At 72.6% G+C, this 15,249-nt stretch carries 9 protein-coding genes and 2 pseudogenes; 8 read left to right on the forward strand and 3 right to left on the reverse strand.

Annotation, left to right across the window (positions count from 1 at the left end):
* Positions 1 to 69: 69 nt before the first annotated feature.
* Together KV381_RS29860 and KV381_RS29865 are read left to right on the forward strand one after the other, a co-directional pair.
* Positions 70 to 1,050 (forward strand): LysR family transcriptional regulator, encoded by a 981-nt coding sequence (locus KV381_RS29860; RefSeq protein WP_086778448.1) that lies wholly within the window; start codon positions 70 to 72, stop codon positions 1,048 to 1,050.
* 29 nt (positions 1,051 to 1,079) lie between these two features.
* On the forward strand, positions 1,080 to 2,114 hold the full coding sequence (locus KV381_RS29865; protein ID WP_086778447.1) for a cytochrome P450: 1,035 nt from the start codon (positions 1,080 to 1,082) through the stop codon (positions 2,112 to 2,114).
* 28 nt (positions 2,115 to 2,142) lie between these two features.
* Here the strand turns inward: KV381_RS29865 and treY are convergent, their stop codons facing one another.
* Together treY and glgX are read right to left on the reverse strand one after the other, a co-directional pair.
* Entirely contained in the window at positions 2,143 to 4,521 is a 2,379-nt protein-coding gene (gene treY, locus KV381_RS29870) for a malto-oligosyltrehalose synthase (RefSeq protein WP_218786753.1), read from the reverse strand.
* Positions 4,522 to 4,603: 82 nt separating this feature from the next.
* Complete coding sequence (gene glgX, locus KV381_RS29875; RefSeq protein ID WP_030625427.1) at positions 4,604 to 6,733, reverse strand: glycogen debranching protein GlgX; 2,130 nt, start codon at positions 6,731 to 6,733, stop codon at positions 4,604 to 4,606.
* Positions 6,734 to 7,128: 395 nt separating this feature from the next.
* Here glgX and KV381_RS29880 point away from each other — a divergent pair, with 395 nt between their 5' ends.
* Together KV381_RS29880 and KV381_RS29885 are read left to right on the forward strand one after the other, a co-directional pair.
* Positions 7,129 to 8,364 carry an SAV2148 family HEPN domain-containing protein gene (locus tag KV381_RS29880; protein ID WP_030625425.1) on the forward strand — a complete coding sequence of 412 codons (1,236 nt, stop codon included), beginning with the start codon at positions 7,129 to 7,131 and terminating at the stop codon, positions 8,362 to 8,364.
* A gap of 152 nt (positions 8,365 to 8,516) precedes the next feature.
* Positions 8,517 to 9,230, forward strand: a complete 714-nt coding sequence (locus KV381_RS29885) for a 3'-5' exonuclease (RefSeq protein WP_030625422.1) — start codon at positions 8,517 to 8,519, stop codon at positions 9,228 to 9,230.
* A 64-nt stretch (positions 9,231 to 9,294) separates the two neighbouring features.
* On the opposite strand, the pseudogene KV381_RS29890 reads toward KV381_RS29885, so the two are convergent.
* Positions 9,295 to 10,129 (reverse strand): annotated as a pseudogene (locus tag KV381_RS29890) (phosphotransferase enzyme family protein).
* 143 nt (positions 10,130 to 10,272) lie between these two features.
* Between KV381_RS29890 and KV381_RS29895 the strand changes: the two are divergent.
* The 4 genes and pseudogenes from KV381_RS29895 to mgt all read left to right on the forward strand — a co-directional run bounded on the left by KV381_RS29895 (position 10,273) and on the right by mgt (position 14,799).
* Positions 10,273 to 11,304, forward strand: a complete 1,032-nt coding sequence (locus KV381_RS29895) for a carbohydrate ABC transporter permease (protein ID WP_218786754.1) — start codon at positions 10,273 to 10,275, stop codon at positions 11,302 to 11,304.
* 41 nt (positions 11,305 to 11,345) lie between these two features.
* Positions 11,346 to 12,230, forward strand: a complete 885-nt coding sequence (locus tag KV381_RS29900; RefSeq protein ID WP_256995177.1) for a carbohydrate ABC transporter permease — start codon at positions 11,346 to 11,348, stop codon at positions 12,228 to 12,230.
* Complete coding sequence (locus tag KV381_RS29905) at positions 12,230 to 13,528, forward strand: sugar ABC transporter substrate-binding protein (RefSeq protein ID WP_030083808.1); 1,299 nt, start codon at positions 12,230 to 12,232, stop codon at positions 13,526 to 13,528. The genes KV381_RS29900 and KV381_RS29905 overlap by 1 nt, the downstream gene beginning before the upstream one ends.
* A pseudogene (mgt, locus tag KV381_RS29910) lies at positions 13,518 to 14,799 on the forward strand (macrolide-inactivating glycosyltransferase). Before KV381_RS29905 ends, mgt begins: the two are co-directional and overlap by 11 nt.
* Positions 14,800 to 15,249 lie beyond the last annotated feature (450 nt).

Below are 15,249 nucleotides of genomic sequence, written 5' to 3' on the forward strand. Positions count from 1 at the left end.
GAAGTCGATGCACAACGTTCATGGGACGTGGACGTGGTGGCCGGTGAAGTCCATGAGGAGGTGCGGTTCATGAGCCTGCGTCAGATGGAGTACTTCGTCGCGGTGGTCGAGGAGTCCTCCTTCACGCGTGCCGCCGAACGCCTCCATGTCACCCAGCCCGCCCTCTCCCACCAGATCAAGGCGCTGGAACGGGCGGTCGGCGGCGAGCTGTTGGAGCGGCTGCCGCGCGGCGTCCTGCTCACCCCGATGGGCCGGGCCTTCCTCCCGCACGCCGAACGCTCCGTCCGCAGCGCCGCCCAGGCCCGCCGTGCCGCCCGCGCGGCCGCCGGGGCGCAGGGCGGCGAACTGCACATCGCCACCGTGCACTCGGTGGCCGTCGGCGTCCTGCCCGACGTCTTCGCGCACTGGCGGCGCGCCCATCCGGGCGTCTGCCTGGTCCTCCACGAGTACGCCAGCGCCGACGCCCTGGCGGACCAGGTGGAACGCGGCATCGCCGACCTCGCCCTGGGGCCGGTCCCGGAGCGGTGGAGCGGGCCCCTCGTCCCGGTGGGCGAGGAGGAGATCGTGCTTGTCGTGCCGTTCGACGACCCGCTGGCCGGGCGCTCCTCGGTCGCCCTGCACGAGCTCGCCGACCGGGCCTGGGTGCGGTGCGCGATGGAACCGGTCGTCGACGGCCGCCCCTTCCTCGACGGCATCTGCGGCGCGGCGGGCTTCGAACCGCGTACGGCCGTGCGGACCGAGCACACCTCGACCGCGATCCGGATGGCGGCGGCCGGGGTCGGCGTCTCCACCGCACCCGGCCACACCGTCCGGGGCGCTCTCGGCGAGGACTGCGCGGTCCTGAGCGTCGACCCGCCCTGGCTGCGCGCCCTCGCCGTCTTCTCCCGCGTCCCCCTGACCGGGGCGGCGGCCGCCTTCACCGAACTGCTCGCCACCCTGCCGGTCACCGGGATACGCCCGCCGCACCCCACCGCCGCCTCACCCGAACGGGCGTACGCCGACTGCGGCGCGCACCCGGCGGTGGTCCCCTGGGAGAACGCGCGCCGGTAGCCGGCGCACCGAATTCCAGGGGGTGCGAGATGTCTGTCGAACGCCCCGAATCCCTGCCCGCCGCCCGCCGTCCGCACCGGCTCGCGGGCGGCCGGCCGGGACTGCTGACGCCGGGGGCCACGACGGATCCGTACCGGCTGCGCCTCTACCGCCTGCTGCGCACCGACTACCCCCTCGGCTACGACCCTGGCCTAGGCGCCTGGCTGCTGAGCCGCTACATGGACGTGGCCCAGGCCCTCACCGACCCCCGGTTCACCGGCTACCCGCACGACGGCGCCCCGCGCGGCCGGGCCCCCGTCCCGCTCGGCCTCTGCCGGGGCAGCCTGGTCTGCGGTCCGTCCACCGTGCCGTGGAGCGCCGCCGCACCCGCCGTCGAGCGGACCGCGTACGTCCTGGCCCGCCGGATCGCCGGCCGCGAGCGGGCGGACCTGGTCGCCGACTTCTGCCGGTGGCTGCCCGCCGGGGCCGCCGCGGCGGCGGCCGGGCTCTCCTACCCGGACCTGAGCACGCTGCCCCGCCACGCCCACCAGCGGCGGACCGGCGGGGCGGCCGACGACTGCACCGGGCCCACCGCACTGCGCGAACACGCACTCGCCTCGTTCCTGGCGAACATGCTGGACGACCCCGACCTGCTGGCCGCCGCGACGGCCGGACCCGGCACCGGAGCGGGGCCCGGGACGCTGCTGGGGCGGGCCTGGACCGAGACGCTGCGCCGCGATCCGCCCGTCCAGATCGTGCTGCGCCGCACCCGTACCGAGGTGACCGTCAGCGGCGGCACGCTCCCCGCCGACGCGCCCGTCGCCTGCCTCATCGGCGCGGCCGGCCGCGACCCGGCCCGGTTCGGCGCACCCGACCGGTTCGACCCGCTGCGCACCGACGCCGACCCGCTGCTCATCGGCCCGGCCGGCTGCCCCGCCGCCCTCCTCGGCCGGCTGGAGGCCGAACACGGTCTGCGCGCCCTGCTGACGGCGATGCCCGGCATCCGCTGGGCCGAGGGCTTCCGCCCGGCGGCGGGCGGCCTGCTGACCCGGGGCCCGCGCACCCTGCTCGTACGCCCGTCCTGACCGCCGGGGCCATGACCCCCGGTGGCCGTCAGTCCCGCACCCGCCGCAGCAGCGCCACCGGCCGCTCGGCGAACAGCTCCGCCGCCGCCACCGCGCCGCCCGGGAACTCCCGGCCGGGTGTGGCCGACAGCAGATCCCGCCAGGGCCCGTCGGCGGGCAGCTCCAGCACCGTGTCCCGCCAGCCGCCGCCCTCGGCCAGCCGCAGCGACAGCCGCGTCACCGCCGTGACCACCTCGCCGGACCGGTGGAACGCGTGCAGATGGGAGGCGGCCGGGCCGTCGGCCGCCAGCGGCGCGTACGTACCCGAGGCGCCGAACACGTCCGGCAGTTCGCGCCGCAGCCCCAGCGCGAGGGCCGTCAGCGCCTGCTTCTCGTCCGGTACCTCGGGCCGCCGGAACGGCCGCCGGTTGTCCGGGTCGACCAGGGCCAGGTACTCGCTCTCCGTGCCCTGGTAGAGATCCGGCACCCCCGGCATCGTCAGATGCACCAGCGCCGCCCCCAGCACCTGGGCCCGCACATGCGGGGCGAGCGCGTCCGCGAACTCGGCGATCAGCGTCCGGGCCACGCCCGACCCGTCGCCCGGACCGGCGGCGACGAACTCCGACACCGCCCGCTCGTACGCCGGATCCGGCTCCGTCCAGCTGGTGAACAGGCCCGCCTCGCGCACCGCCTTCAGCAGGGCCGGCTCCAGCCGCTCGAACAGCTCATCGGCCGGCAGCTCCGCGCAGCCGTACGCCGACTGCCAGGCGGCCCAGGCCAGTTGTGTATCCGGGGCCGCGACGGCGGTCGCCGCCGTCAGCTGCGCCACCAGCGCCGCCCACCGCTCGGGGCACTGGGTCAGCACCGCGATCCGGGCCCGGACGTCCGCGCTGCGCTTGGTGTCGTGCGTGGTCAGGACCGTGCCGGTGGCCGGCCGGTCGCGGGCGGTCCGGGCGGCGAAGGCGTGGAATTCCTCCGGCGACACCGCCGGCCGCCCCGGGTCCCCGCCCACCTCGGTGGCCGAGGTCAGCGGGACGTACCGGTAGAACGCCGTGTCCTCCACCGACTTGGCGTGCAGCGCGGAAGCGGTCTGGGCGAACCGGGCGCAGAACGCTGCCTGTTGCTCTCCGCCACCGAGCAGCCCGAGCGCCAGATCCCGTACGACGTCGACGGCCGCCGCCTCCTCCGGCACGGAGAACACCGCCTTGGCCTCCCGTACCGCCTCGTCGGTCAGCGTCTCCCGGGCGATCCCGGTCGGCGGCTCGCCCGCCGTGACGTACGGGCGGTAGACCGGCACCCGTACCAGCAGCTCCCGCACCGCCGTCCGCAGCGCCCACGGCGCGTGGTCGCGCAGTGCGGGATCCCGGTCGCAGATCCCGGTGGCCTGCCGGGTCAGCCAGGCCGTCTCGGCGGCCAGCTCATGGGTCACCACCCGGTACGCGGCCCGGCGCACCGTGGCCGTCCAGTCGCCGCCCCGGTCGCCGGGCGGGCCCGCGAACTCCCGGTAGCGGGCGAGCAGCTCCGCCGCGCCGGACGGATCGGTGAACAGCCCGTCGATCCGGCGCAGCGCGTCGTACCCGGTGGTGCCCGCGACCGCCCAGTCCGCCGGGAGGCGCTCGTCGCCGGTGAGGATCTTCTCCACCACCGTCCAGCGGCCGCCGGTGGCCTCGTTCAGCCGTTCCAGATAGGCGGCGGGCGCGGCGAGACCGTCCGGATGGTCGATGCGCAGCCCGTCCAGCACTCCGTCGCGGAGCAGTTCGATGACCTTGGCGTGCGTGGCGTCGAAGACCTCCGGATGCTCGACGCGCACCCCGATCAGCTCCGGGACGGTGAAGAAGCGCCGGTAGTTCAGCTCGGTGCGGGCCAGCCGCCACCAGCCGAGCCGGTAGTGCTGGGCGTCCAGCAGCTCCGGCAGCGCAAGGCCCGCCGTACCGGCGCGCAACGGGAACTCCAGCTCGTGGTAGCGCAGTACCTCCCGGTCGGCGTCCACGGCCAGGTGCTCCAGCTCCCGGCCGAGCGGCCCGGCGAGCACCGGCAGCAGGACCCGGTCGCCGCCCGCCGCCCAGTCGATGTCGAACCAACGGGCGGACGGGGAGGCCGGGCCCTCGCGCAGCACCTCCCACAGCCGGCGGTTGTGCCGGGGCGAGGCCGCCATGTGGTTGGGCACGATGTCCAGGACCAGGCCGAGCCCGTGCTCCCGGGCGGCCGAGGCGAGCGACCGCAGCCCCTCCTCACCGCCCAGCTCCGCCCGGACCCGGCTGTGGTCGACCACGTCGTAGCCGTGCCGGGAGCCGGGGACCGCCTCCAGCACGGGCGAGAGGTGGAGGTGCGAGACGCCGAGCTCGGCGAGGTACGGCACGGCCTTCTCGGCGGCGGCGAACGGAAAGTCGGGCTGGAGCTGAAGCCGGTACGTGGCGGAGGGCGTCATGGATTCCTACGTACCCCGCCCGGGGCGATCCGTGTCACCCCGGGCGGAACACTCACTCCTGCCGTCGCTTCCCGCCCACCGTTCAGGCGGGCCGTTTCAGCACGGTCAGGCTGCGCCCGATCAGCGTGACCTGTTCGCCCTCGGCCACCTTCGGCCCCGTCCCCGGCTCCACTCCGTCCGGCCGCGCGGTGTCCACGACGACCTGCCACTGCTCCCCGTGGTCGACCGGGACGGCGAACTCCAGCGTCTCGGCGCTCGCGTTGAACATCAGCAGGAACGAATCGTCGGAGATCCGCTCGCCGCGCGGCCCCGGCTCCGAGATCGCATGGCCGTTCAGGAACACGGTCATCGCCTTGGCATGGGCCGCCTGCCAGTCCTGCTGCGTCATCTCCTCACCCTCGGGTGTGAACCAGGCGATGTCGGACAGCTCGTCGTGGGTGCCCTCCACCGGCCGGCCGTGGAAGAACCGGCGACGCCGGAAGACCGGGTGGTCGCGGCGCAGCCACACCATGGCCCGGGTGAACTCCAGCAGGGTGGAGGCCGGCGCGTCGGCCGGTTCGTCCGGATCGGGCCAGTGCACCCAGGCCAGCTCGTTGTCCTGGCAGTAGGCGTTGTTGTTGCCCTGCTGCGTACGGGCGAACTCGTCGCCGTGGCTCAGCATCGGCACGCCCTGCGAGAGCATCAGCGTGGCGATGAAGTTCCGCATCTGCCGGGCCCGCAGCTCCAGCACCTCCGGGTCGTCGCTCTCGCCCTCCGCTCCGCAGTTCCAGGAGCGGTTGTGGCTCTCGCCGTCCCGGTTGTCCTCCCCGTTGGCCTCGTTGCGCTTGTCGTTGTACGAGACGAGGTCGTGGAGGGTGAAGCCGTCGTGGCAGGTGGTGAAGTTGATCGAGGCGAGGGGGCGTCGGCCGTCGTCCTGGTAGAGGTCGGAGGAGCCGGTGAGCCGCCCGGCGAACTCCGCCAGGGTGCGCGGCTCGCCCCGCCACAGATCGCGGACCGTGTCGCGGTACTTGCCGTTCCACTCGGTCCACAGCGGCGGGAAGTTCCCCACCTGGTAGCCGCCCTCGCCGACGTCCCACGGCTCGGCGATCAGCTTCACCTGGCTGACCACCGGGTCCTGCTGCACCAGGTCGAAGAACGAGGAGAGCCGGTCCACCTCGTGGAACTGGCGGGCGAGTGTCGCCGCCAGATCGAAGCGGAAGCCGTCCACATGCATCTCGGTCACCCAGTACCGCAGCGAGTCCATGATCATCTGGAGGACGTGCGGGGACCGCATGAGCAGCGAGTTCCCGGTGCCCGTGGTGTCCATGTAGTAGCGCTGATCGTCGGTCAGGCGGTAGTAGGAGGCGTTGTCGAGGCCGCGGAAGGAAAGCGTGGGCCCGAGGTGGTTGCCCTCCGCCGTGTGGTTGTAGACCACATCGAGGATGACCTCGATCCCCGCCTGGTGCAGCGCCTTCACCGCCTGCTTGAACTCCAGCACCTGTTCGCCGCGGTCGCCCCAGGAGGCATAGGTGTTGTGCGGGGCGAAGAAGCCGATGGTGTTGTAGCCCCAGTAGTTGGTGAGCCCCATGTCGGAGAGCCGATGGTCCTGGACGAACTGGTGGACGGGCATCAGTTCGATCGCGGTGACGCCCAGCTCGGTCAGATGGGCGATCACCTCCGGGTGCGCGAGGCCCGCGTACGTACCGCGCAGCTCGGGCGGGAGGCCCGGGTGCAGCATCGTCAGGCCCTTCACATGGGCCTCGTAGATCACCGTGCGGTGGTAGTCCGTCCGGGGGCGCCGGTCGTCGCCCCAGTCGAAGTAGGGGTTCACCACCACCGAGCTCATGGTGTGCGGCGCGGAGTCGAGGTCGTTGCGGGCGTCCGGCCTCCCGAAGGGGTAGCCGTACACCGCCTCGCCCCAGTCGATCCTCCCGGCGACCGCACGGGCGTACGGGTCCAGCAGCAGCTTCGCGGAGTTGCACCGCTGCCCGCGCTGGGGTTCGTAGGGTCCGTGCACCCTGAAGCCGTACCGCTGACCCGGCATCACCCCGGGCAGATAGGCGTGGCGCACGAACGCGTCGGTCTCGCGGAGCTCCACCGCCGTCTCCGAACCGTCGTCGTGCAACAGGCACAACTCGATCCGGTGGGCGGCTTCGGAGAAGACCGCGAAATTGGTGCCGGCGCCGTCGTACGTGGCGCCGAGGGGATAAGCGTGTCCCGGCCAGACCTGCATGATGAAGACTCTTCCACTTCTGATCCGGGTGCGGTGGCTTTCCTCGGCCCGTTACTTCCCGAATACTCCCCGAAAATACGGTGCTCACCTAGGACGTCGCGCGGTGCGGCCGGGTCCCGTCGCCCGGCCCGGCCCGCACCGGTCAACTTCGGACACTCCCGTGCCGCCCCGGACACGCATCCGGGCCGTGTCGTCCGGCGGGCGTCCGGTTCCCGACCGGCGGCAGGGGTTCCAATCACTATGAATCCGCTCACTCCACCCGATCTCGCCGCAAGGAACAAGCCTCGGCAATGGGGGAGTTGAGAAAGTCGCCTGCGCATCGGGCTGCGTCGGATCACGCTCCCGGAGTACCCTTCCTTGATCGTTGGGTGGGGGAGTGGAAGGCGGGTACGCGGGTGAGCTCGGGAGGGTTCGAGCTACCCCCAGGTGACGCAGGTCACGAGGGGGAATCGACCGATGCCCCGCCCGGGGCGGTGTCCCTCGCGCAGCCCATGGAGATAGGCGCCGAGCTGGACTGGGGATCGGAGGCCTGGGGCGAGGTGCGGACCCGCGCCCAGCGCGCCGGGCGGGCCTATATCTGGCTGAATCTGGTCGAACAGCGCCTTCGAGCAGTGGTCGCCGCCGTCCTCCGGCCGATCTACGAGCCGGTGCACGGCGAGGAGTGGGTGGTGGCCGCGGCCGGACCGGCCGGGCAGGAGTGGGTGCAGCGCGCCGTCGCCGTACGCGAGGTCTCGCGCCGCAAGGGCTATCTGCTGGACCCGGCCGACGACAACGTCCTCAGCTTCCTGACGCTCCCGCAGCTGCGTGAGCTGATGGTCCAGCACTGGCCGTGCTTCGAGCCGTACTTCGACGACCGGCGCGACGTCGAGCTGGCCCTCGACGAGCTGGAGGTCGCCCGTAACGTCGTCTCCCGCAACCGCGCGCTGAACGAGGCGGTCCTCGCCCAGGCGGAACGGGCCTCGGCCCGGCTGCTGGACATCCTCGGCAGCGGGGCCGGCGTGCCCTCGGCCGACCGGCTGCCGGTGGACGCGGTGGAGGAGCTGGTCGGCGACCGGTACGCGGACGTGGTCTCCGTCCACCCCGACCGGGTCCGGCTCCAGCGCCAGCTGCCCGCCGAGGACCTGTTCGGCGGGGCGCGGCGGCTCGACGCCATCGGCATAGGCCTCAACCTGCTCGTGCAGAACTTCTCCGGCCGCCGGCTCGTCCGGCTCGCCGAGTCGGGCTGCCGGGTCCGGCTGCTGTTCATCAACCCGGCCAGCAGCGCGGTCCGCCGCCGCGAGCGGGAACTCGGCCTCAAGAAGGGCGAGCTGAGCCGCTCGGTGGAGATGAACATCCTGCACATGCGCCGGGTCCGCTCCAAGCTCCGCGACCCGGGCGCCTTCGAGATCCAGGTCTTCGACGAGACACCGCGCTTCACCGCCTACCTGGTGGACGGCGACGGGCCGGACGCGGTGGGCGTCGTCCAGCCCTATCTGCGCCGGGCCCGGGGCATGGAGGCGCCCGTACTGGTGCTGCGCGGCGGCGGCAGGCGCACGGTGGTGCGGGCGGGACAGGACAACGAGCACGGCCTCTTCGAGACGTACCGCGAGGAGTTCGAGTCGGTCTGGACCGACTCCCGGCCGGTCTCCTGACGGGCCTCGGCCCGGTCCTGCGGTGGGGTCCGGTGGCTCTTCTGGCGGGCCGTGCGCCGTGGGCCGCACGAGGGCTCTGTCAGTGGCCCGTGCGAAGGTGGTCATCACTCGGGGGGAGCACCACGGGGGAGCATGATGAAGGAGGTATCGGGATGAGCTGGCACCAGGGCACACTGGTCGGCTTCGACCTGGAGACGACGGGGACCGACGTCGAGCACGACCGGATCGTCACCGCCGCACTCGTCCGGCTGGAGCCGGACGGGACGGTGGCCGAGCAGCGGACCTGGCTGCTCGACCCGGGCGTGGCCATACCCGAACAGGCGTCCGCGATCCACGGCATCGGCACCGACCACGCCCGTGAACACGGGGCGCGGGCCTCCTCCGCCGTCGAGGAGATCGCCCACGCGGTCGCCGAGGTGCTGCGCTCGGACATCCCGCTGGTCGTGATGAACGCGCGCTACGACCTCTCGCTGCTGGACCGCGAGTGCCGCAGGTACGCGCTGCCTTCGGTCGAGGAGCGGGTCGGCGGAGCGCCCTCGCCGGTCATCGACCCGCTGGTGATCGACAAGCACGTCGACAAGTACCGCAAGGGCAAGCGGGCCCTCCAGGCGCTGTGCGACCACTACGGGGTCACGCTCGACGGAGCCCACGAGGCGAGCGCCGACGCGGTGGCCGCGGTGCGTGTGGTGCGCCGGATGGGCGAGCGCCACCGGCCGGTCGGCACCCTGCCGCCCGCCGAGCTGCACGCCCTTCAGATCCGGGCGGCCGCCGAGCAGTCGGCCTCGCTCCAGGCCTATCTGCGCCGCACGGCCGACCCGGCGGCGGTCGTCGAGTCGTCCTGGCCGCTCATCCCGCGCAGCCGCTGAGCTGCTGAATCGCTGTGCTTCTCGGCGTGTGAGCCGCTGAGCCGCCCGGAGCCCGCCGGGCCGTTCAGAAGGGGTACCAGCGGACCTCGGGGTCGCCCTCGCGCAGCGAGGCCACCCGGCGGCGGAACTCGGCGAGCGCCTTCGGGTTGGCCGGGGCGTGCTGGCTGGCGCAGCACCGCGCACCCCTCCCACTCCCGGACGTCCCAGCCGTACGCGGAGGTGAAGGCGTCGTAGGCCGCCGGGTCGAGGCCGTAGCGGTCGCGGGAGAGGGCGAGGACGACCAGGTCGTGTTCGCGCAGATCGGCGGAGAAGGTCTCCAGGTCGACCAGGACCGGGCCGTCGGGTCCGACATGGACGTTGCGCGGCAGCGCGTCGCCGTGGATCGGGCCGGGCGGCAGATGCGGGACGAGATCGGCGGCCGCGGCCGCGAAGCCGTCACGGCGCTCACGGAGGTAGTCGGCGTCCGCCGGGTCGATCGCGTCTCCCGCCAGGCTCAGCCACCGCTCCACACCGCCCAGCAGTTCGCGGCGCGGCAGGGTGAACTCCGTCGGGGCGGGCAGTGCGTGCACCAGGGCGAGCAGCGGGGCGAGGTCGCGCGGCTCGGCGGGGCGTACGGGATCGGGAAGCCGGTGCCACAGGGTCACGGGGTGGCCCTCGACCAGGCGCGGACGCCGCTCGGCCGCTCGGACGGCCGGGACACCGGACGCGGCGAGCCAGTCGGCGAGGGCCACCTCACGCTCGGCCCGCTCACGGAGCTCGGGGTGGCCGGTGGCGTCCCGGCCGACCTTGACCACCAGGTCGCCGGCCGCGAAGACCGCGTTCTCGCCCAGCGCGAGCAGCTCCGCCGTGCCGGGGAAACCGGCGGCCGTGAGCACCTCGCGCGCACGCATCTCGTTCATGGATGCGATTTTCGCACCCCCGGCGGCCACCTTGACGAACCGACGGACCGTCAGCACGATGACGGAGGCCTCCCGGAACGTCAGAACGGGATGAAGTCCACCTCAGGCACATCAGTGATTTACAGGACAGAGGGGTCTTCTTCGTGACATCGGTGACCGCGACGAAGCGGTCCGGACCGGACGGCCCGCATGACGGGCGGAGCGGCCGGGGCGGACGGGACGGGCAGGGCGGGCGCGGCGGGCGCGGTGGAAAGGGCGGGCGCGCGGGGAGGTTCCGCCGGCCGGAGCAGCCGGAGCGCAAGGCGTTCGGCGACCGGGCCGGCTGGTTCCTGGTGCTGCCCGCGCTCATCCCGATCCTGATCCTCAGCGTCGGACCGCTCCTCTACGGCATCGCTCTCGCCTTCACCGACGCGCAGTCCGGCCGGACCCGCTCCACCCAGTGGATCGGCACCCTCAATTTCCAGGACCTGCTGCACGACACCCTGTTCTGGGACTCGTTCCGGATCGGCCTCATCTGGGCCGTGGGCGTCACCGTCCCGCAGTTCCTCCTGGCGCTCGGCCTGGCCCTGCTGCTCAACCAGAACCTGCGGATGCGCTGGCTGGCCCGGGCGCTGGCGATCATCCCCTGGGCGATGCCGGAGGTCGTCGTCGGCATCATGTGGCGGCTCGTCTACAACCCGGACGCCGGCATCCTCAACGAGACCATCCGCGATCTCGGACTCGGCGACGGCCGCGACTGGCTCACCGGCCTCGCCACCGCGCTGCCCGCCGTCATCCTCGTCGGCATCTGGGCGGGCATGCCCCAGACCACCGTGGCCCTGCTCGCCGGACTCCAGAACACCCCGCGCGAACTCCACGAGGCGGCGGCCCTGGACGGGGCGAGCGCCTGGCGCCGGTTCCGTACGGTCACCTGGCCCGCGATCAAGCCGATCGCGCTCGCCATCTCCGCGCTCAACCTGATCTGGAACTTCAACTCCTTCGCCCTGGTCTATGTCCTGACCAGCGGAGGACCCGGCGGCCGGACCCGGCTGCCGATGCTGTTCGCCTACGAGGAGGGCTTCCGCTACGGGCAGTTCGGCTATGCCGCCGCGATGGGCTGTGTGATGGTCGCGGTGATCTCCGTGCTCCTCGCCGTCCATCTCGTCGGCCGACTCGGGGGAGGCGAGGACCGATGAGCCGAGAACCTACGAGCCGGGAACCGATCCGCCGAGGACCGATGAGGCGAGGGCCGTCGAAACGCGCGGCCTCCGGGCGGGAGTCCACCGGGTTGCGTACCGGCCGGGCCGCCCGCACCGGGCAGTACGCGGCCCTCCTGGCGTATCTGGTCTTCCTGGCGTTCCCGTTCGTGTGGCTGATCTCGACCGCCTTCAAACCCGCCCGCGAACTGGGCTCGCTGCACCCCACCTGGATCCCCGAGCAGCCCACCCTGGACAACTTCCGGCAGGCCTTCGACGAGCAGCCGCTGCTCCAGGCCGCAGCCAACTCCCTGCTCGCCGCCGTCGGCGCGGCCGTGATCGCCGTCGTGATCGCCACGCCGCTGGCCTATGTGATGGCCCGCCACCGGGGCCGCCTCGCCACGGCGGCGACCGGCTGGGTCGTGGTCAGCCAGGCGTTCCCGTTCGTCCTGGTGATCATTCCGCTCTTCCTGATCCTGAAGAACCTGCATCTGATCAACACCCTGTGGGGCCTGATCCTCGTCTACGTCGTCTGGTCGCTGCCCTTCGCGCTGTGGATGCTCGCCGGATACGTGCGCGCCGTACCCACCGAGCTGGAGGAGGCCGCCGCCGTCGACGGGGCGGGCCGGGTGCGCACCCTCGTATCGGTCGTGGCCCCGCTGCTCGCTCCCGGCATCGTCGCCACCGCGCTGTTCGCGTTCATCACCGCATGGAACGAGTTCTTCTTCGCGCTCGTCCTGCTCAAGACCCCGGAGAAGCAGACCTTGCCGGTCGTCCTCACCCACTTCCTCGGCGCGGAGGGCGTGGCCGACCTCGGCCCGCTCGCCGCCGCCGCCTTCCTCGCCACCCTGCCCTCCCTCGTCCTCTTCGCCTTCATCCAGCGGCGGATCACCGGCGGGATGACGGCCGGGGCGGTGAAGAACTGATGCGCGCGCCGATCCGGCGGGCGGCCACCGCCGTCGCCGTACTGGCCCTGCTGCTCACCGGCTGCTCCGGAGGCGGCGACGACGGGCGCGACCCGGACGGCACGATCCGGCTCCGGTTCCAGTCGCTGGCCTGGCAGAAGGAGTCCGTCGACGCCAACAAGCAGCTGGTGAAGGAGTGGAACGCGGCCCACCCCGGCGTCCAGGTCGACTACGTCCAGGGCAGCTGGGACAGCGTCCACGACCAGCTGCTCACCTCCTTCGAGGGCGGCGAGGCCCCCGACGTCATCCACGACGCCTCCGACGACCTGGCCGACTTCGCGTACGGGGGCTACCTCGCCGACCTGCGCCCCTTCCTGCCCGACCGGCTCAAGGCCGACATCCCCGAACAGTCCTGGCGCACCACCACGTTCGGCGAGGGCGTCCACGGGGTGCCCTTCCTCCAGGAGCCCCGGGTGCTGATCGCCAACACGAAGCTGCTGAAGGCCTCGGGCGCGCGCATGCCGACCCCGGAACGGCCCTGGAGCTGGGAGGAGTTCCGGCGGGTGACGAAGGAGCTGACGGGCGAGGGGCGGTACGGGATCGCCTGGCCGCTCAAGGAGCCGGTCTCCGTCACCCTCAACCTCGGCCTGTCCGGCGGCGGCCGGCTCTTCCACCGCGACGACGAGGACAAGGCGGTCCTGCGCTTCGAGCCGGGCGACGGAGTGGTCACCGGCACCATCCACGACCAGGTCAACACCGACGGCAGCGCGGCCCGCAGCGCGCTGGGCATGGGCGGATCGGACGCGCTGCCCGGGTTCTTCGGCGGCAAGTACGCGATGCTCCCGCTCGGGTTCTCCTACCGCCAGCAGGTCATCCAGCAGGCCCCCGAAGGGTTCGGCTGGACCGTGCTGCCGATGCCGGCCGGCGCGGGCGGCGCGGTCCAGGGCGTCAGCCCGCAGACGCTGTCGGTCGCCGAGGACAGCCCGCACAAGAAGGAGGCCGTCGCGTTCATCGACTTCCTGCTGCGGCCGCCGAACATGGTGCGCCTGGCGCGCGGCGACTGGATGCTGCCGACCGGGGCCGAGGCGCTGGCCGATCCGTCGCTGCGGACGGCCGAGCACGGCTGGGCCGTCGGCACCGCGCTCGCGAAGGGGCTGCGGCCGGCGCCGGCCCCGTCGGTGCGGGGCTATCCGGAGTGGAAGGACAAGGTGGCGACCCCCGCGCTCCAGGAGTACTACAGCGGCGCGATCGACGCCGACGAGCTGAGCGAACGGCTGGTGGAGGACGGGAACCGGGTGCTGGCCCGCTATCAACGCTGACCCCGGCACCGGAGGATCCGGGCACGGAAAGAGGTTGCACGAGACGTCTCGTCTCGTTTAGTGTCCACGGCATGACGGAATCCCCGCGTGCCCACATCGCCATGTTCTCCATCGCCGCCCACGGACATGTGAACCCGAGCCTCGACGTCATCCGCGAGCTCGTCGACCGTGGACACCGTGTCAGCTACGCCATCCCGGCCTCCTTCGCCGAGAAGGTCGCCGCCACCGGCGCCGAGCCCGTGATCTGGACCTCGACCCTGCCGACCGACGAGGACCCCGAGGCCTGGGGCACCGAGCTGATCGACAACATCGAACCCTTCCTGAACGACGCGATCCAGGCGCTGCCGCAGCTCGCCGAGGCCTTCGCGGGCGACGAGCCCGACCTCGTCCTGCACGACATCACCTCCTATCCCGCCCGGGTCCTCGCCCACCGCTGGGGCGTCCCCGCCGTCTCCCTCTGGCCCAACCTGGTCCCCTGGGAGGGGTACGAGAAGGAGGTCGGCGAGCCCATGACCGCCGAGCTGAAGCAGACCGAGCGCGGCAAGGCGTACTACGCGCGCTTCGCGGACTGGCTCACCGAGAACGGCCTCGGCCATGTCTCCAGCGACGACTTCGTGGCCCGCCCGCGCCGCGGCCTCGTCCTGATCCCCGAGGCGCTCCAGCCGAACGCGGACCGGGTGAACCGCGAGATGTACACCTTCGTCGGCGCCTGCCAGGGCGACCGCGCGGACCAGGGGGAGTGGGTCCGGCCGGCCGGTGCGGAGAAGGTGCTGCTGGTGTCGCTCGGCTCCTCGTTCACCAAGCAGCCCGCCTTCTACCGCGCGTGCGTCGAAGCCTTCCGCGACCTGCCCGGCTGGCATGTGGTGCTCCAGATCGGCGCGCACGTCGACCCCGCCGAACTCGGAGACGTACCGGACCGGGTGGAGGTGCGCAGCTGGGTGCCGCAGCTGGCCGTCCTCAAGCAGGCCGACGCCTTCATCACCCACGCCGGCGCGGGCGGAAGCCAGGAAGGTCTCGTCACCGGCACCCCGATGGTCGCCGTCCCGCAGGCCGTCGACCAGTTCGGCAACGCCGACATGCTCCAGTCGCTCGGCGTGGCCCGGCATCTGCCGATGGAGGAGGCCGACGCCGCGAGCCTGCGCGCCGCCGTGCTCGCCCTCGTGGACGACCCCGAAGTCGGCGCCCGGTGCGAGCGTCTGAGCGAACAGACGGCGCGGGAGGGCGGCACCCCACGGGCCGCCGACCTCATCGAGGCCGAACTGTCGCGCTGAGCGGAACCGGCCGACTGCTATCCGGACGTTCTCCGTCCCGCCCCACGTGCCGCACCTGCGGTTTTCCGGGGCGGGACGGCTGTGTTTCGGCTCTGTGAAGCCTCTGTCACGACGGGTGCGGTCGGCGCATCTGCACGCACGCCCTGGCGATTTCACACCAGGAACCGGGTGTTCACGCCCCGCGCGCACACCTTCACGGGTCTTCACGTGTCTTCACGCATGGTCACTTCTGCCCCATGGGGCTCCCGGTGAGGTGCGGGTGGTGGCCGGGCGGCCGGCCCCCGACCCCTCAAGGGCCGCTCTGAGCAGGCGATATGGACAGTTCGAGCGCTCTGCCGGAGCGGCTCGGAATCGGTCGTTCCGGGCGAGCCGGACGTCTGTCGGCCCTCCGCGGCCCGTGTGACCAGCCATGGCCGATTTCCCCTTACGCAACCTTGTTGAGGAAGTCAC

This window comes from Streptomyces sp. WY228, from assembly GCF_019287315.1.
Lineage (GTDB): Bacteria > Actinomycetota > Actinomycetes > Streptomycetales > Streptomycetaceae > Streptomyces > Streptomyces caviscabies.